This is a genomic window from Oceanibaculum pacificum (assembly GCF_001618175.1).
Taxonomy (GTDB): domain Bacteria; phylum Pseudomonadota; class Alphaproteobacteria; order Oceanibaculales; family Oceanibaculaceae; genus Oceanibaculum; species Oceanibaculum pacificum.
On sequence record NZ_LPXN01000148.1, the window covers coordinates 1 to 17629 of the forward strand.

Genomic DNA, 17629 nt, shown 5'->3' on the forward strand with positions numbered 1-17629 from the left:
GCGTCTCGAAGCATCGGGCGGCTTGCGCCTTAAGGGTCTTCGCGACGTTCGCCGCCTGCTCCCTCACGTTGAGGAGCCACGCAAGCGGTGTCTCGACCGGCCCGGGGGGCGCTTGGCGGCGTTTCGCGCACCGGGACCATTTGTCCCGGTTTCGGCGGCGGGGTTGCCGCCAACCGGCTTTTCGGGCATATCCTTCGAACCCGTTTCGGGCAGCACCCCTAATCAACGTGGTCGAGAACAGTGAGCAAATCTGGAGGGATCGGGGAAACGATCCGCACGGTGGTCTATGCGGTTCTGATCGCGCTGGGCATCCGCACCTTCGCCTATGAGCCGTTCAACATCCCGTCCGGCTCGATGATCCCGACGCTGCTGGTGGGCGATTATCTGTTCGTCAGCAAATTCTCCTACGGCTACAGCCGCTATTCGCTGCCCTTCGGCCTGCCGCTGATCCCCGGCCGCATCCTGTTCGAGGAGCCGGAGCGCGGCGATGTCGTGGTATTCAAGCTGCCGCGCGACAACGAGACCGATTACATCAAGCGCCTTGTCGGCCTGCCGGGCGATCGCATCCAGATGATCGAGGGCGTGCTGCACATCAACGGCCAGCCGGTGAAGCTGCAACGGGTCGAGGATTTCATCCCGCCGGAAGCGCCGAATTTGCGCATCGCCCAGTTCAACGAGACGCTGCCGAACGGCCGCACCCACCGCATCCTGGAGCGCACCAATAACGGCATGCTCGACAACACGCCGGAATATGTGGTGCCGGCCGGGCATTATTTCGGCATGGGCGACAATCGCGACGATTCGGTGGATAGTCGGGTGCTGGCCGGCGTTGGCTATATTCCGCGCGAGAATCTGGTTGGCCGGGCGGAATTCCTGTTCTTCTCGACCAACGGGTCGGCCGCGCTGTGGGAGTTCTGGAAGTGGCCGGTCGCAATCCGTTACGATCGCCTCTTCGACGCGATCCGCTGACGGACGGAGATTTCATGGCGGACACTGCCGCCGCAGCCAGCCTGGACCGTCTGGCCGAGCGGCTCGGCCACAGCTTCAAGCGCCGCGCCCTGCTGGTCGAGGCGCTGACGCATCTGAGCGCCACGGAGCGCCGCAGCCGCGCCTATGAGCGGCTGGAGTTCCTGGGCGACCGGGTGCTGGGGCTTATCGTCGCCGAGGCGCTGCTGGAACGCTTCCCGGCCGAGCGCGAGGGCGACATCGCCAAGCGCCATGTCGGGCTGGTGCGCCGCGAGGCGCTGGCGGAGGTGGCGCGCCGCATCGCTTTGGGCGATTATCTGATCCTGTCGCGCGGCGAGGTCGAGGCCGGCGGGCGGGATAATGAGGCGCTGCAGGCCGACGCGATGGAGGCGGTGATCGCCGCGCTCTATCTCGATGGCGGGCTGGCGGCGGCGCAACGCTTCGTCATGCGCGAATGGCACGATCTGATGGAAGCGCCGGCGAAGCCGCCGCAGGACGCCAAGACCGCCTTGCAGGAATGGGCGCAGGGCCGGGGGCTGAAGCTGCCCGCCTATGCCGAGCTGTCGCGCGAGGGGCCGCCGCACCAGCCGGTCTTCACCGTGGAGGTGCGGCTGGAAGGCGGCAAGACGGCCAGCGGCGCCGGCACCTCCAAACGCGCGGCCGAACAGGCGGCCGCCAGCGCTTTGCTGGCTGCCATCACCGATGGGAAGAATGCATGACCGAGACTGGCTATACCGATACGCGCTGCGGCTTCGTCGCCCTGCTGGGCGCGCCGAACGCCGGTAAATCGACCCTGATGAACGCGCTGGTCGGGGCCAAGCTGTCGATCGTCAGCCCCAAGGTGCAGACGACGCGCACCCGCGTCACCGGCATCGTGGTGGAGGCCAACAGCCAGCTTATCTTCATCGACACGCCAGGCATCTTCCAGCCGCGCCGGCGGCTTGACCGCGCCATGGTGCGCGCCGCCTGGGACGGGGCGGCCGACGCCGACCAGGTGGCCCTGCTGATCGACGCCTCCCGCAAGGGGCTGGACGAGGATTCCGAGCGCATCATCGCCGCGCTGAAGGAGGCCGGGCGCAAGGTGATCCTGGTGCTCACCAAGGTCGATCTGGTGAAGCGCGAGACGCTGCTGGGCAAGGCCCAGGCGTTGAACGAGATGCTGCCTTTCGTCGACACCTTCATGATCTCCGCCCTGACCGGCTCCGGCATCGACGATCTGCGCCGCTACCTCGCCGCGCGCATGCCGGAAGGCCCCTGGCATTATCCCGAAGACGAGATGACCGACATGCCGCTGCGCCTGCTGGCGGCGGAGCTGACGCGCGAGAAGCTGTTCGTCAATCTGTACCAGGAAGTGCCCTATTCGCTGACCGTCGAAACCGAGAAGTGGGAAGAGTTCGACAATGGCTCGGTGAAGATCGACCAGACCATCTATGTCCAGCGCGACAGCCAGAAGGCGATCATCATCGGCAAGGGCGGCCAGGCGATCCGCAAGGTGCGCGAGGAATCCCAGGCCGAGCTGGCCGAAATGCTGGAACGCCCGGTGCATCTGTTCCTGTTCGTGAAGGTCCGCGAGGGCTGGACCGACGATCCCGACCGCTTCAAGCCCTGGGGCCTCCAGTGGGATGCATGAGGGTACGTAACGCGGCTTTCCTCCATCCCGAGGGTGACGCGGGAGGGGGAGGGCGCACTCCATGCGCCGCCCTTGCGGGCAAAGCGACGACCTAGCAGATGGACTGGACCGACGACGGCATCGTGCTGGGCGCGCGGCCTTACGGCGAAGGGTCTATCATCGTTTCGCTGCTGACGCGCGAGCGCGGGCGGCATGCCGGCCTGGTGCGCGGCGGCGGGTCGGGCAAAAGCCGGGGCACCTACCAGCCGGGCAATTTCGTGCGGGCGAGCTGGCGCGCCCGGCTGTCCGAGCATCTGGGCAATTATAGCTGCGAGCTGCTGACCGCCCAGGCGGCCGGACACATGGACGATCCGCTGAAGCTGTCGGCGCTGTCGGCGGCCTGCGCCGTGGCCGATGGCGCGCTGCCGGAACGCGAGCCGCATCCGGCGGTGTATGAGGGGCTGCTGGCGCTGATCGAGCTGCTGGAGGGCGAGTTCTGGCCGGCGGCCTATGTGAAGTGGGAAATCGGCCTGCTGGCCGATCTGGGGTTCGGCCTCGATCTTACGCGCTGCGCGGCGACCGGGATGAACGACCAGCTCGCCTATGTCAGCCCGCGCACCGGGCGCGCCGTGTCGCTGTCGGCGGGCGAGCCCTACCGCGAGAAGCTGCTGAAGCTGCCGGGCTTCCTGATCGGCAGCGGCGGCTTCGGGCAGGCCGACATACTGGACGGGATGGAAATGACCGGTCACTTCCTTGACAGGCATGTCTTCGGTCTGCAAAACCAGCCCCTCCCGGCGGCGCGGGCGCGATTTCTTGACCGCTTGAAGCAGTCGGCTACTATATCTGGTGGAGGGACTATTCCATGACCAAAGCCAAGCAGACCGGCGAAATCCGCGAGACTCCGCTGGCCGACGCGCTGGGCGAGCGCTATCTGTCCTATGCGCTGTCGACCATCATGTCGCGCTCGCTGCCCGATGTGCGCGACGGCTTGAAGCCGGTGCATCGCCGGCTGCTGTTCGCCATGCGCCAGCTCGGCCTGGTCTCCAACCAGGGGCACAAGAAGTCGGCCCGCGTGGTTGGCGACGTCATCGGTAAGTACCATCCGCACGGCGACACGGCGATCTATGACGCGCTGGTGCGCCTGGCGCAGGATTTCGCGCAGCGCTACCCGCTGATCGACGGCCAGGGCAATTTCGGCTCGATGGACGGCGATCCGCCGGCGGCGATGCGCTACACCGAGGCGCGGCTGACCCCGGTGGCCGAGCTGCTGCTGGAAGGCATCGACGAGGACGCCGTCGATTTCCGCGACACTTATGACGGCGAATCGCAGGAGCCGGTGGTGCTGCCCGCCGCCTTCCCGAATTTGCTGGCCAATGGCAGCCAGGGCATCGCGGTCGGCATGGCGACGAGCATTCCGCCGCATAACGTGGCCGAGCTGTGCGACGCGCTGGGGCTGATCATCCAGGAGGAGATGCTGGCGGCCACGCCGCGCCAGGTGGCGACGGCGGAGCTGGTGCGCTTCGTGAAAGGCCCCGATTTCCCGACTGGCGGCGTGCTGGTGGAAGCGCCCGACGCCATCCTGAACGCCTATGAGACCGGGCGCGGCAGCTTCCGGCTGCGGGCGCGCTGGGAGGTCGAGAAGCTGGGCCATGGGCTGTACCAGATCGTCATCAGCGAAATTCCCTACCAGGTGCAGAAATCCCGCCTGGTGGAGAAGATCGCCGAGCTGATGCAGGCCAAGAAGCTGGCGATGCTGGGCGATATCCGCGACGAATCGACCACCGACGTGCGTCTGGTGCTGGAGCCGAAGACGCGCAATGTCGATCCCGCCGTGCTGATGGAGAGCCTGTTCCGCCAGACCGAGCTGGAAAACCGCATCTCGCTGAACATGAACCTGCTGGACCGCGAGGGCGTGCCGCGGGTCATGACCCTGCGCGAGGCGCTGCGCGACTATCTGGCCCATCGCGAGGAGGTGCTGCGCCGGCGCACCACCCACCGGCTGGATCACATCGCCCGGCGGCTGGAGATTCTGAGCGGCTATCTGATCGCCTATCTGAACCTCGACGAGGTGATCCGCATCATCCGCGAGGAGGATGAGCCGAAGCAGGAGCTGATGAGCCGCTTCGCGCTGACCGACCTGCAGGCCGAATCGATCCTCAACATGCGCCTGCGCTCGCTGCGCAAGCTGGAGGAAATCGAGATCCAGAAGGAGCATGACGCGCTCACCAAGGAACAGGCGGATCTGACCGACCTGATGGCCAAGGAGGCGCGGCGCTGGAAGGTGATCTCCTACCAGGTCGCCGACCTGAAGAAGCGCTTCGGCGAGGATACCGCGCTGGGCAAGCGCCGCACCGACGTTGACGGCCCGCCGAGCGAGACGGTGATCCCGCTGGAAGCCATGGTCGAGCGCGAGCCGGTAACGGTGATCTGCTCCGCCAAGGGCTGGATCAGGACCGTGCGCGGCCATTTGACGGAGGATGCCGACACCAAGTACAAGGAAGGCGACGAGGGCCGCTACATCATTCCCGGCGAGACCACGGACAAGCTGCTGGTGTTCTCCAGCGACGGCAAGTTCTTCACCATCGGCGTCGACAAGCTGCCGCGCGGGCGCGGCTTCGGCGAGCCATTGCGGCTTATGATCGACCTGGCGCAGGATCAGGAGATCGTCGCCATGTTCATCCACAAGCCGGGCCGCCGCCTGCTGCTGGCCGCCAGCGACGGGCGCGGCTTCCTGGCGAAGGAGGAGGATGTGCTGGCGCAGACCCGGGGCGGCCGCCAGGTCGTCAATCCGGGCGAGGGGGCATCGGCCGCAATCTGCATCCCGGCCGAGGGCGATACGGTGGCCGTGGTCGGCACCAACCGCCGGATGATCGTCTTCAACCTGGACGAGGTGCCGGAGATGCAGCGCGGCCGCGGCGTGATCCTGCAGAAATATGCCGGCGGCAAGCTGGCCGACGTGAAGATATTCAATCTGGCCGACGGTTTGAGCTGGATTTTGAACGGCGGCCGGGTGCGCACCGAGACCGATCTTCTCACCTGGCGGATGAAGCGCGCCGGGGCCGGGCGACAGGCTCCGCGCGGCTTTCCGCTGAACAACCGCTTCACCTGACCGGGCGGCGGGACTATAAGGGCGGCAACGTCCGTCATCTTCAGGAGATATAGACGATGAGCTTTTTGACCGGCGCCGCCACCGGCACGCCCGCCCTGATCGAGCGGCTTTGGCCTTCCGGTTCCGCCAATGCCGCGCTGCGCGGCGCGCTGCTGATCGGTTTCGGCAGCGTGTTTCTGGCGGTGATGGCGCAGATCAAGGTGCCGATGTGGCCGGTGCCGATCACGCTGCAGACGTTCGCGGTACTGCTGCTGGGCCTGACCTACGGCTTCCGCCTGGGCACGGCGACCATTCTGTTCCATCTGGCGCAAGGCGCCATCGGCCTGCCGGTCTTCGCCGGCGGCGTCGGCGGCCTGGCCGTGCTGATGGGGCCGACCGGCGGCTACCTGGCCGGCTTCGCGCTGGCGGTGATGGCGACCGGCTACCTGGCCGATCGCGGCTGGTCGCGGAGCATCGTGAAGAGCGTTGCCGCCCTGCTGATCGGCAATGCGGCGATCTATCTGGTGGGCGTGTCCTACCTGCACGCCGCCTTCGTGCCGGATTTGCAGAAGGCGCTGATGGTCGGCGTCGTGCCGTTCCTGATCGGCGATGCGCTGAAGATCGCGCTGGCGGTCAGCGTGCTCCAGCTTTCCTGGAAGCGCGCGGCGAAGTGAGACAAAAGGCCCCGGCAAGCCCCCCCGGCAAGTTTGGGGCCTTTCTTTCTGGCAATCCCGGTGGCTTTCCGTTACACACCACCGCCAATAGCTAATCCGCGCGCATAGGGTATGCGCAAAAAAGGCGGAAGCGACGCAAAGGGATGGCTTAGAGAAGCAAGCGGAGGCGACGTGAACGCCCTGATCGGCTTTGTGCGTCTGGTCGATTCGATAAATGAACGGCTGGGGCGCTTTATCTCATGGTTCACGCTGGGAACCGTGATCGTGTGTTTCCTGGTGGTTATCCTGCGCTATGGCTTTGGCATCGGCCTGCTGTGGATGCAGGAGCTGTATATCTGGTTCCACGCGATGGTCTTCATGCTGGGCGCCGGCTACACCTTCCTGCATGGCGGGCACGTCCGCGTCGATATCCTGTATGACAGGCGCAGCCCGCGCGGCAAGGCCTGGACCGACCTGATCTGCACCATCGTCTTCCTGCTGCCCTGGCTGGCGGTGGTGATCTATTACTCGGTGCCCTTCTTCCAATCCTCCTGGGTGATCCGCGAGACATCCCCGCAGGGCGGCGGCATGCCGGCGCTGTATCTGCTGAAAGGGACGATCCTGGTGTTCTGCGTCGTCGTCGGCCTGCAAGGGCTGGCGCTGATGGCCCGCAGCATCCTGCTGCTGAAAGGCCATCCGGAATACCAGCCGCCCGCCGAAGAACTGCCGCATTGAGGAGCTGAGCGATGGACAAGGCATTGCTTGGCGAACTCATGGCCGGGCTCATGTTCCTGGTCACGATCTTCATCGTGCTGGTGGGCTACCCGGTCGCCTTCACCCTGGCCGGCACCGCGCTGATCTTCGGGTTCCTGGGCCATCTGGCCGGCGTGTTCGATTACGGTTTCCTCAGCAGCCTGCCGAGCCGCTATTTCGGCACCATGATCAACGAGACGCTGGTGGCGGTGCCGCTGTTCGTCTTCATGGGCGTGATGCTGGAACGCTCGAAGATCGCCGAGGCGCTGCTGGAGACGATGGGCCAGCTCTTCGGCTCCCTGCGCGGCGGTCTGGGCATCTCGGTGGTGCTGGTCGGCACGCTGCTGGCGGCCTCCACCGGCATTGTCGGCGCCACGGTGGTGACGATGGGCCTGCTCAGCCTGCCGGCGATGATGCGCGCCGGCTACGACCCGAAGCTGGCCAGCGGCATCATCTGCGCGTCCGGCACGCTGGGCCAGATCATTCCGCCCTCGACGGTGCTGATCTTCATCGGCGACATGCTGCAGGGCGCCAACCAGGCCGCGCAGCTCGCCAAGGGCAATATGGCGCCGACGCCGGTTTCGGTCGGCGATCTGTTCGTCGGCGCGCTGCTGCCGGGCTTCGTGCTGGTCGGCCTGTATATTTCGTGGATTCTGTGGAAATCCTTTGTCCAGCCCAGCAGCTGCCCGGCCCTGCCGATGCAGCCCGGCGAACGCAAGGGCCTGCCCCTGAAGGTGGTGAAGGTGCTGTTGCCGCCGCTGGCGTTGATCGTGGCGGTGCTGGGGTCGATCCTGGGCGGCTTCGCGACGCCGACCGAATCGGCGTCGGTCGGCGCTGTCGGCGCGATCCTGCTGGCGACGATGAACCGGCAGTTCAACATGTCGATGCTGCGCGAGGTGATGCAGTCCACCACCAAGATCAGCTCGCTGGTTTTCGTGCTGTTGCTGGGCGCCTCCGTCTTCTCCGTGGTGTTCCGCGGGCTGGGCGGCGAGCACATGGTGGAGGAGGCGCTGACCAACATGCCCGGCGGCGTGGTCGGCGCGGTGCTGATCGTCATGGCGGTTATGTTCGTGCTGGGCTTCTTCCTCGACACCTTCGAGATCATCCTGATCATGCTGCCGATCTGCGGCGGGCCGCTGATCGTGCTGGGCGTCGATCCGATCTGGCTGGGCGTCATCATGGGCGTGAACCTGCAGACCAGCTTCCTCACGCCGCCCTTCGGCTTCGCGCTGTTCTATCTGCGCGGCGTCGCGGCCAAGATGGTGTCCACGGCGGCGATCTATCGCGGCATCATCCCGTTCGTCGCCATCCAGGTCATCGCCATCGGCCTGCTCTGGTCCTTCCCCGGCCTGGCGACCTGGTTGCCGGGGGTGGTGTTCGGCAACGACATGCCGGCGGCGGTCTCCACGCCGGGCGCGCCGGCCCAGTCGCTGGACGATCTGATTCGCGGCAGCACCGGCGGCAAGGACGATCTGATCCCGATGGACGACAGCACCCGCCAGGGCGGTTCCCTGGGCGGTTCCCAGGGTGGGCCCGACCTGATGGACCCGACGCAGCAATTCAAGTAAGCGGCGGCTGCGTCGCGCGGGCATGAAAAAACCCGCCCCGGTCACCCGGGGCGGGTTTGTCGTTTTCAGCCTTACGCCGGTCAGCCCGGATATTTGAACGGCAGCAGGCGGGCGTTGGTCAGGCTCTGGTCGGTGATGCGGGTATAGGCCATCGCCAGCTTGCGGGCGGCCAGGAAGGCCTCGGCGACCTTCTTCACCATCGGGTCGGAGCTGGCCAGGATTTCCTCCATCAGCTCGCCCGACTTGTTGCCGTAAGCCTCCAGCACGTCGCGCGGGAACTGCTTAAGCTGCACGCCGTGATCGCGGATCAGCGACTGCAGCGCCGGGCCGGAACGGGCGTTGAACTCCGCCAGGATATAGTCGTTCTCGGCCGAGCAGGCGGCCTTCACGATTTCCTTCAGGTCGTTCGGCAGCTTTTCGTAGATGCCCTTGTTCACGGTGCACTGGAGCATCGGCCCCGGCTCCTGGACGCCCGGATAATAGTAATTCTTGGCGACCTGATGGAAGCCGAGCGCGAGGTCGTTATAAGGGCCGACCCATTCCGCGGCGTCGACCGCGCCGGATTGCAGCGCCGGGAAGATTTCGCCGCCCGGCAGCAGCACCACGGTCATGCCCAGCTTCTGCCAGACCTGGCCGCCCTGGCCGGCGGTGCGGAACTTCATCCCCTTGATGTCTTCCAGGCTGTTGATTTCCTTACGGAACCAGCCGGCCATCTGGGTGCCGGTATTGCCGGCGGCGAAGGGCTTCAGATTGTAATTGGCATAGACCTCGTCCCAGAGCTGCTGACCGCCGCCCCAGTGGATCCAGGCATTCATCTCGAAGGAGGTCATGCCGAACGGCACCGAGCAGAAGAACGGCGCGGCGACGGTCTTGCCCAGATGGTAATAGGCGGCGTCATGGCCGATCTCGGCGGTGCCGGCGGACACGGCGTCCCACACCTGCAAGGCCGGGACCAGCTCGCCGGCGGCGAACACCTTGATGCTCAGGCGACCCTCGGTCATGTCGGTGATGCGCTTGGCCAGGCGCTCGGCGCCGGTGCCCAGGCCCGGCAGGCCCTTCGGCCAGCTGGTGACCATGCGCCATTCCATCTTGCCCTGGCTGATCGCGGGGGCGGGGAAGGACGCGGCCGCCGCCGCGGCGCCCACGCCGCCAATCGCTGCGCCCTTCAAAAATTTCCGGCGTTCCATAAATTCTGCTCCCTGTCGTCTGCTCGTCCCGGTCGGGGCGACGCTTGTTAAAGCCGGACCCTCACTTGAGCCCGATTCTGTGCGCGCGGATTATAGCTTCTCCACGATCCGCTGCAATATGACGACATTGCATGCGGGATGGTTTTTGCAGCCCGGTTAAGGGTGCAGGCGAGTTACGGGTGCAGGCGGGGGGTGGTCAGCATGGTCGGCGGCTGGCGGCCGGGATCGCATGCCAGATCCTGGCTCGGCGCCTTCGGGTCGATCTCCCGCCAGCCGTTCGGCGTCAGCGCCTCCAGCGGCGAGAAGCGGGCCTTGTAGGCCATCTTCTGGCTGCCGGCGATCCAATAGCCGAGATAGAGATAGCTGAGGCCGGCCAGCCGCGCGCGCGCCACCGCGTCGGCGATCATGAAGGTGCCGTAGCCGCGCCGCGGGCTGCCTGGATCGTAGAAACTGTAGACCGCCGACAGCCCGTCGCCCTGGCGGTCGACCAGCATGACGGCGACCAGCTTCTGGTCGGGCTGGCGATATTCCAGCAGCCAGGTGCCGATTGGCGACACCTCGATCATGTCGCGATAATCCTCGTAGGTCATGAACGACATCTCGCCGCCGAGATGCCGGCCGGTCTGGTAGGCGGTGAACAAGCGATATTGCTCCCAGCTGGCGCTGGCCGGCACTTCCTGCACCGACAGATCGGCATTGGCCTTCAGGATGCGCTTCTGGGCGCGGCTGGGCGCGAAATCGGCAACCCGCAGCCGGACCGGGATGCAGGCGGTGCAGCCCGGGCAGGCGGGGCGATAGATCAGGTTCTGGCTGCGCCGGAAACCGGCGGCGGCAAGCTGGTCGTAATGCGCCTGGGTTGCCGGCTTGCCGAGATCGGCGACCAGCCGGCGCTCCACCCGGTTGCCCAGATAGGGGCAGGGCATGGGGGCCGTGCGGAAGAAATAGACCGGCGCAATCGTACCCGTGCGATCGCCCAGAAACATGCGCTCGCCCTCTCTAGATGAAAAAGTCCTTCTGGATATCGCCTGTCACATCGATGGCCTGACGCTGAATCCAATCGGAGAACTCATGCAACCCTTCTCGCAGCACGTCGTCAATAGTGTGCTGATCCAGCGCCGCGCGAACCTCGTCCAGCCGTTCCAGCGCCGCCACGCCGTTGCGCAGGGCAAAACGGCTGCGCAGCCGGTGCAGCAGGTCGTCCACCTGCCGGAAACACATCGATATGGATCGCGGGAAGCTGCTGTCGAACAGCATGAATTCCGCCACCGCCGCCGGCGTCAATCCACGCGGATGGGTGCGGCGGAAGGCGTGATAGCCGGCGACCGAGCGCAGCAGCGCGTTCCATTGGCTGGCGTCTATGGCGGCCGGTTCGGCCGGCGTGAGGATATTGTATTTGATGTCCAGGATGCGCGATGTCTGGTCGGCGCGTTCCAGATATTTGCCCATCAGGTAGAAATACCAGCTCGCATCCCGGTAGAAGGTGCCCTCGGTGATGCCGTAATGGGTCTGGCAGCTCTCCTTGATCACCGCGCAGGTCTGCGACAGGCCGCTCATCGACACATCGGCCGGGGTCATGGCCCGCAGCGTATTGTAGAACACGTTGATGTGGGTCCACATCTCGGTGCTGATCAGCGGCCGCAAAGTGCGCGCATTGTCGCGCGCCGCGCGGACCGAGGAGAAAATCGAGGTCGGGTTCTCCGGGTCCAGCAGGTAGAAATCCACCACCGCCTTGGCCGAGGCCTGCGGATGGGTCTGGTAAAAGCGCTCGTCATCGGAGCAGATCGAGACGACCGAACTCCAATTCACCGCGCCGGTGCGGTCGCGGGTGAAGGTTTCATGGACGTCGAGGATGCGCGCGACATTCTCGGCGCGCTCGACATAGCGCGCCATCCAGAACACGCATTCAGCATAGCGGGAGAGAAGTACACTCACGATTCCAGCACCCAGGTATCTTTCGAGCCTCCGCCTTGGGAGGAGTTCACGACCAGAGAGCCGCGGCGGATCGCTACCCGGGTCAGCCCGCCGGGCAGCACCCAGGTCTTCTTGCCGGTGACGGCGAAGGGCCGCAGATCGACATGGCGCGGCTCCAGCACGCCCTCGATCAGCGTCGGGCAGACCGACAGCTTGATCATCGGCTGGCTGATGAAGTTGGACGGGTTCTCCAGCAGCTTCTCGCGGGTTTCCGCCAGCTCCGCCTCGGTCGCCTTCGGGCCGATCATGACGCCGTAGCCGCCGGATTCGCCGACCGGCTTCACCACCAGCTCGGCCATGTGGTCGAGCGTGTATTTCAGCCCTTCCGGCTCTCGGCAGATATGCGTCTCGACGTTGGAGAGGATCGGCTCCTGATCGAGGTAATAGCGGATGATGCGCGGCAGGTAGGCATAGACCGCCTTGTCGTCCGCCACGCCGGTGCCGATGGCGTTGGCCAGGCCCAGATTGCCGGCGCGATAGGCGCGCATCAGGCCGGGCACGCCCAGCATGCTGTCGGGGCGGAACACCTCGGGATCGATGAAATCATCGTCGATGCGCCGGTAGATGGTGTGCACCGGCCGCAGGCCGGAGATGGTCTTCATGTAGACCCGGTCGTCTTCCACCACCAGGTCGCGGCCTTCGACCAGCGGCACGCCCATCTCGCGCGCCAGAAAGATATGCTCGAAATAGGCCGAGTTGAAGGTGCCGGGCGACAGCAGCACCACGGTCGGATCGTCGATGCCCGCCGGCGCCACGTCGGCGCAGGCCTCGCGCAGCATCTGCCCGTAATTGCCCACCGAGCGGATGCCGATATCCGACATCAGGTCCGGGAAGGTGCGCTGCATCATGTGCCGGTTCTCGACCACGTAGGACACGCCGGACGGGCAGCGGGCATTATCCTCCAGCACCAGGAAATTGCCCTCGTCGTCGCGCACCACATCGATGCCGCAGACATGCACATAGGTGTCGTGCGGCACCTTCACGCCCATCATCTGCTCGCGGAAATTCTTGTTTCCCACCACCAGGTCGCGCGGGATGACGCCATCCTTCAGGATTTTCTGGTCGTTGTAGATATCCTTCAGGAACAGGTTCAGCGCCGCCACGCGCTGCACCGAGCCGCTTTCCAGAATCTCCCAATCGGCGGCGGAGATCACCCGCGGCACCACGTCGAAGGGCAGGATGCGGTCGATGGCGTCGCGGTCGGAATAGACCGTGAAGGTGATGCCCAGATTGAACAGCTCGCGCTCGGCAATGCGGGAGCGGCGGACCAGCTCGTCACCGCTCATCCGGCGCAGCCGGTCGAGCAGGGGCTTGTTATGCGCCGCCGGGTCGGACGGCGTTCCCATCAATTCGCAATAATAGCCGGTTGCAGTGTAGTCGGAGAACAGGTCGGTCTCGTCGATCTTCAAATGCTTGTCCCATCGGTTTCGGTCCCCTGGGGCGGACAGCCGCACTCTCTAGACGGAGGCTTGTTCATCCACCCGATATGAGGGTTGGCTGAAACGGCAGGACAATCAAGCTGGATTTGTGCCCGGCGCCGCCCGATTTCCGTCCCCGGTAGGGCGGAAATCGTCATCCGCGCTATCGCGCCGGGGCCGGAACCGCCGCTTGTTGCGGCCGGTTCCCGGTCGCCTGGCCGGCATTGGCGGAATCGGTGGTGCGTTCCTTATACACCTGGTCGCGCAGCAGTACGATGCTGATGCGCCGATTCTGCGCCGAGGACGGGTCGTTGGCCAGGAACGGGTCGCGGTCCGCCTTGCCGATCACCCAGCCGATGCGGTCGGCCGGCAGGCCGGCGGCGACCAGCGCCCGGCGGCTGGCATTGGCGCGGTCGGTCGACAGCTCCCAGTTGGTGTAGCCGGTCTGGCTGCGGTAGGGCCGGGAATCGGTGTGGCCTGTGATGGTGATCTTGTTCGGCAACCGGCCGATCACTTGCGTCACCTTATCCATGAGCTGCTGGGTGTAGTCGTACATGTTGGAGCCGCCGAGCGGGAACATGGCGCGCTCCTCCTGATCGACGATCTGGATGCGCAGGCCTTCCGGCGTCTGCTCGATCACCAGATTTTCGTTCAGGGCCGACAGGGCAGGATCGGATTCGATGGCGCCGCGCAACTGTTCCTCGGCGATCTCGAATTGCTGCTTCTCGCGCTCGGCGACCAGCTTTTCGAGTTCCTGCTGGCTGACCTGGCCGCGCGATTGACCCTGCTGGCCCCCGGTCTGACTCGCGCTCTGGCCGCTGCTCTGGCTGGCGCTGCGCATCTCGCCGCCGCCGCGGCCCTGGCCGTCGGTTTCCTCGGGGCCCTTGCCGGCGTTCGGCTCCTGGCCGTGGCCGCGATTGGCCTGCTCGCCCTGGACGGCCTGCTGGCTGCTGCCGCGCCCCTTTTCCGGGCCGGAGCCGATTTGGGAGTACTTGCTGCCGCTTTCGTTTTCCTGGCTGCCGAATTTCGATTCGATATTCTCCGGATCGTCCGAATCCGGTTCCGTCGCCTCGGTCTGCTCGGCTTGCGGGCGGGTCTGCGCCGGGCTGGAGATCATCACCGGCGAACTGGCGGATTTCAGCGCGCCGGGCGCCGTGATCGAGGTGCCGCCCAGCACGCCGCCGGAGCCGGACCGGCTGGAGCGCGAAATGGCGGTCGGGTCGAAATAGTTGGAGATGCCCATCTTCTGCTCCTCCGTCGTGGCGTTCAGCAGCCACAGCAGCAGGAAGAAGGCCATCATCGCGGTCACGAAATCGGCATAGGCGACCTTCCAGGCGCCGCCATGATGTCCGCCATGGCCGCCTTTCTTGATCTTCTTGATGATCAGTTCGGGGTGGTTGTCGCCGCCGCCAGCCATGTTTTCTATCCGATCCCGTTACACCGGCGGCAGGGCGGCCACCGCCTCTTCGACCTCGTAGAAGGTCGGGCGGACGTGGCTCCACAGCGCCTTGCGGGCGAATTCCACCGAGACGGCCGGCGCGTAGCCCGACAGGTGCGCCAACAGCCCGGCCTTGATGACCCCGAGATACTTGGCGTCGGCTTCATTGGTGTTCTTGATCGCGCTGGCCAGCGGGCCGACGAAACCGTAGCACAGCAGCACGCCCAAAAAGGTGCCGACCAGCGCCGCGCCGATCAGGCCGCCCAGCACTTCCGGCGGCTCGGTGATCGAGGACATGGTCTTGATGACGCCCATCACGGCGGCCACGATGCCCAGCGCGGGCAGGCCGTCCGCCATGGTCTGCACGGCCGAGGAAACGGTGTCGTCCTCGTGGTGATGGGTCTCCAGCTCCTCGTCGATAAGGGTTTCCATCTCGTGCGGGTTATCGGTGCCCAGCGTCATCATGCGCAGATAGTCGCACAGGAATTCCATCGCGTGATGGTTGGCGGCGAATTTCGGGAAGGACTGGAAGAGCGAGCTTTCCTCCGGCCGCTCGACATGGCTTTCGATCGCCAGCATGCCCTTGGTCTTCGCCAGCTTGAAGATGGCGTAGAGCAGGGAGAGCAGCTCCAGATAATCGTCCTTCTTGTATTTCGGCCCCCTCATCGCGATGCCGATGGCCTTGCCGGTCTTGCCCAGGATGTGCTTGGGATTCGCAACCAGATAGGCGCAACAGGCGCTGCCGAAGATCAGCGTGAACTCGAAGGGCTGCCACAGCAGCGCCATCTTGCCGCCCATCGCCATATAGCTGCCGAAGCAGCAGATCAGCACCCCAACCCAACCCAGGATGACCATCATGGTTCAGGAATCCTTCCTATCGACCCGTCGGTCGGTTGGCCACCGGTCGGCTGGGGCGTCGCCCATCTCCGTCAGCCCGCGATATTGACAAGACTTGCTTAATTTTCCGCTATCAGGCCCGTACTGCCAAGGTTTATCTACGGTTCTGACGGTATCGTGAGCATTCATGACGCAGTGCGGCAGGGCGATCCATCGGCCTTCGGGGTTGACCCCGCGGGTATCCGTGCCATCTATACGCGCCGACCCGACCGCCGCCAGCCGGATGCCCATGACCGTCGAGCCGCTTCCCATCGACCCGTTCCTGTTCCGCCAGGCCCTGGGGCGCTTCGCCACCGGCATCGCCGTGGCGACGACGCTTGACGCCGCCGACAGTCCGGTCGGCATCACCGTCAATTCGCTCAGCTCGGTCTCGCTCACGCCGCCCCTCATCCTGTTCTGCATCGACCGCACGGCCGCCGCCTATCCCGCTTTCGCGGCGGCCGGCGGATTCGCGATCAACATCCTCGCCGCCGACCAGCAGGCGCTGTCCGTGCAATTTTCCCTGCCGCACGATGCAGAGATCGTGCCAGACCGCTGGGAAGCGACGTCCTGGCGGCAATGGACCACCGGCGCGCCGATCCTGGACGGCTGCGTCGCGGTGCTGGAATGCCGGCGCTACGCCGCCTATGACGGCGGCGACCACATCATCCTGGTGGGCGAGGTGATGCAGGCGTCGAAGGCGCCGGAGGAAGAAGCGCCGTTGCTGTACTTCCAGGGCGGATACCGGGATTTAGCGATCTAGTTCAGCGGCCTACCAGCCTTCCGGCGTGGCCCCGCCGAGCAGCCTGGCGGTAATGCCGGCCGCGTTCAGCGCGGCGATGATCTCGCGCATATGCTCGGCCGAGCGGGTCTCGATCACGGCGTCAAGTTCGGCCAGCTTCACCGGCACGTTGTAGAACAGGCGCTGGTGGTAGATTTCGACGATGTTGCCGCCGCACTGGCCGATCAACCCGGCAACTTTTGCCAGCACGCCGGGCGAATCGCTGATCTCGCAGCGGATTCTGACCAGCTTGCCGTCGCGCGCCAGCCCGCGCAGCAGCACCGAGGAGAGCAGGCGGGAATCGATGTTGCCGCCGCAGATCACCGTGCCGACGGTGCGGCCGGAAAACCGCTCCGGCCGGCTCATGATGGCGGCGATGCCGGCCGCGCCCGCGCCCTCGGCGACCAGCTTCTGGCTCTCGATCAATATCTGCACCGCGCGCTCGATGGCGGATTCGTCGACCAGGATGATGTCGTCCACCAGCCGCGCGGCGATCTCGCGATTCAGCGCGCCGGGAATCTTCACGGCGATGCCCTCGGCCAAAGTCTGCCCGCCGCTGCTGGGGGGCGATCCCCGCAGCGATTCCTGCATCGACGGGTAGAGCGCCGCTTCCACGCCGATAATCTCTATGCCCGGCTTCAGCGCCTTGGCAGCGGTGGCGATGCCGCCGATCAGCCCGCCGCCGCCGATGGGGATGACCAGCACATCCAGGGCCGGCAGGGCGGCCAGCATCTCCAGGCCGATGGTGCCCTGGCCGGCGATCACGTCGGCATCGTTATAGGGATGCACGAAGGTAAGCGCCTCGGCGGCGGCCACCTGCTCGGCGAAGGCGGCGGATTCGCTCAAGGTCTCGCCCTTCAGGATGACCCGCGCGCCATAGCGCCGGGTGCGCTCCACCTTGGTGAAGGGCGTTTGCTCCGGCATGACGATGGTGGCCGGTATGCCGAGCTGCTGGGCGGCATAGGCGACGCCCTGGGCATGGTTGCCGGCCGACATGGCGATGACGCCCTGGCGCATGGCGTCGGCCGGCAGGCGGCTCATCCGCACATAGGCCCCGCGCGCCTTGAAGGAGCCGGTGCGCTGCAAATTCTCCAGCTTCAGATGCAAATCGATGCCCCACTCGTCCAGCCCCACGGCGGGCACCAGCGGAGTCTTCACGATCCGGCCCTCCAGAAGGGCGGCGGCGCTTTCGATATCGGCGAGCGTAACGGTCATGAATCGGCCCTGTTGCGAAATGTGCCGCAGCATAGGCGCTCGCGCCGGAGAGGGCTACCGCGCTTGCGAACGGTGAGGCCGCCGGACCCTTCGAGACGCCGGCTTG

At 65.7% G+C, this 17629-nt stretch carries 16 protein-coding genes; 9 read left to right on the forward strand and 7 right to left on the reverse strand.

Going from position 1 to position 17629, the window contains the following annotated elements; all coding sequences use genetic code 11:
* Positions 1-240: 240 nt before the first annotated feature.
* The 8 genes from lepB (at position 241) to AUP43_RS15630 (ending at position 8637) form a co-directional block, all read left to right on the forward strand.
* A complete protein-coding gene (gene lepB / locus AUP43_RS15595) occupies positions 241-969 on the forward strand; it encodes a signal peptidase I (RefSeq protein WP_067559168.1) in 729 nt (242 codons plus the stop codon).
* A gap of 14 nt (positions 970-983) precedes the next feature.
* A complete protein-coding gene (gene rnc, locus AUP43_RS15600) occupies positions 984-1685 on the forward strand; it encodes a ribonuclease III (RefSeq protein WP_067559171.1) in 702 nt (233 codons plus the stop codon).
* Complete coding sequence (gene era, locus AUP43_RS15605; RefSeq protein ID WP_067559174.1) at positions 1682-2596, forward strand: GTPase Era; 915 nt, start codon at positions 1682-1684, stop codon at positions 2594-2596. The genes rnc and era overlap by 4 nt, the downstream gene beginning before the upstream one ends.
* A 98-nt stretch (positions 2597-2694) precedes the next feature.
* Complete coding sequence (gene recO / locus AUP43_RS15610) at positions 2695-3441, forward strand: DNA repair protein RecO (RefSeq protein WP_067559177.1); 747 nt, start codon at positions 2695-2697, stop codon at positions 3439-3441.
* Entirely contained in the window at positions 3438-5684 is a 2247-nt protein-coding gene (gene parC / locus AUP43_RS15615) for a DNA topoisomerase IV subunit A (protein WP_067559180.1), read from the forward strand. Before recO ends, parC begins: the two co-directional genes overlap by 4 nt.
* A 56-nt stretch (positions 5685-5740) precedes the next feature.
* Positions 5741-6337: a biotin transporter BioY gene (locus tag AUP43_RS15620; protein ID WP_067559183.1), complete on the forward strand. Its 597-nt coding sequence runs from the start codon at positions 5741-5743 to the stop codon at positions 6335-6337.
* Between the two features lie 171 nt (positions 6338-6508).
* The gene (locus AUP43_RS15625; protein ID WP_067559185.1) at positions 6509-7051 is read left to right on the forward strand and encodes a TRAP transporter small permease subunit; all 543 of its coding nucleotides are present in this window, start codon (positions 6509-6511) and stop codon (positions 7049-7051) included.
* Positions 7052-7062: 11 nt separating this feature from the next.
* Positions 7063-8637: a TRAP transporter large permease gene (locus AUP43_RS15630; RefSeq protein WP_084462858.1), complete on the forward strand. Its 1575-nt coding sequence runs from the start codon at positions 7063-7065 to the stop codon at positions 8635-8637.
* An 80-nt stretch (positions 8638-8717) separates the two neighbouring features.
* Here AUP43_RS15630 and AUP43_RS15635 read toward each other — a convergent pair whose 3' ends face one another.
* The 6 genes from AUP43_RS15635 to motA form a co-directional block, all read right to left on the reverse strand.
* Entirely contained in the window at positions 8718-9824 is a 1107-nt protein-coding gene (locus AUP43_RS15635) for a TRAP transporter substrate-binding protein (RefSeq protein WP_067559188.1), read from the reverse strand.
* 173 nt (positions 9825-9997) lie between these two features.
* A complete protein-coding gene (locus AUP43_RS15640) occupies positions 9998-10807 on the reverse strand; it encodes an arginyltransferase (protein ID WP_067559190.1) in 810 nt (269 codons plus the stop codon).
* A gap of 13 nt (positions 10808-10820) precedes the next feature.
* Complete coding sequence (locus AUP43_RS15645; protein WP_084462859.1) at positions 10821-11756, reverse strand: alpha-E domain-containing protein; 936 nt, start codon at positions 11754-11756, stop codon at positions 10821-10823.
* Positions 11753-13141 carry a circularly permuted type 2 ATP-grasp protein gene (locus tag AUP43_RS15650; protein ID WP_084462861.1) on the reverse strand — a complete coding sequence of 463 codons (1389 nt, stop codon included), beginning with the start codon at positions 13139-13141 and terminating at the stop codon, positions 11753-11755. The genes AUP43_RS15645 and AUP43_RS15650 overlap by 4 nt, the downstream gene beginning before the upstream one ends.
* 235 nt (positions 13142-13376) lie before the next feature.
* Entirely contained in the window at positions 13377-14630 is a 1254-nt protein-coding gene (locus AUP43_RS15655) for a flagellar motor protein MotB (protein ID WP_067559196.1), read from the reverse strand.
* 18 nt (positions 14631-14648) lie between these two features.
* Positions 14649-15509 carry a flagellar motor stator protein MotA gene (gene motA / locus AUP43_RS15660; protein ID WP_067559198.1) on the reverse strand — a complete coding sequence of 287 codons (861 nt, stop codon included), beginning with the start codon at positions 15507-15509 and terminating at the stop codon, positions 14649-14651.
* A 268-nt stretch (positions 15510-15777) separates the two neighbouring features.
* Between motA and AUP43_RS15665 the strand changes: the two genes are divergently transcribed.
* Positions 15778-16290 carry a flavin reductase family protein gene (locus AUP43_RS15665; RefSeq protein ID WP_067559200.1) on the forward strand — a complete coding sequence of 171 codons (513 nt, stop codon included), beginning with the start codon at positions 15778-15780 and terminating at the stop codon, positions 16288-16290.
* 9 nt (positions 16291-16299) lie between these two features.
* Here the strand turns inward: AUP43_RS15665 and AUP43_RS15670 are convergent, their stop codons facing one another.
* Complete coding sequence (locus AUP43_RS15670) at positions 16300-17523, reverse strand: threonine ammonia-lyase (protein ID WP_067559204.1); 1224 nt, start codon at positions 17521-17523, stop codon at positions 16300-16302.
* Between the last annotated feature and the right edge of the window lie 106 nt (positions 17524-17629).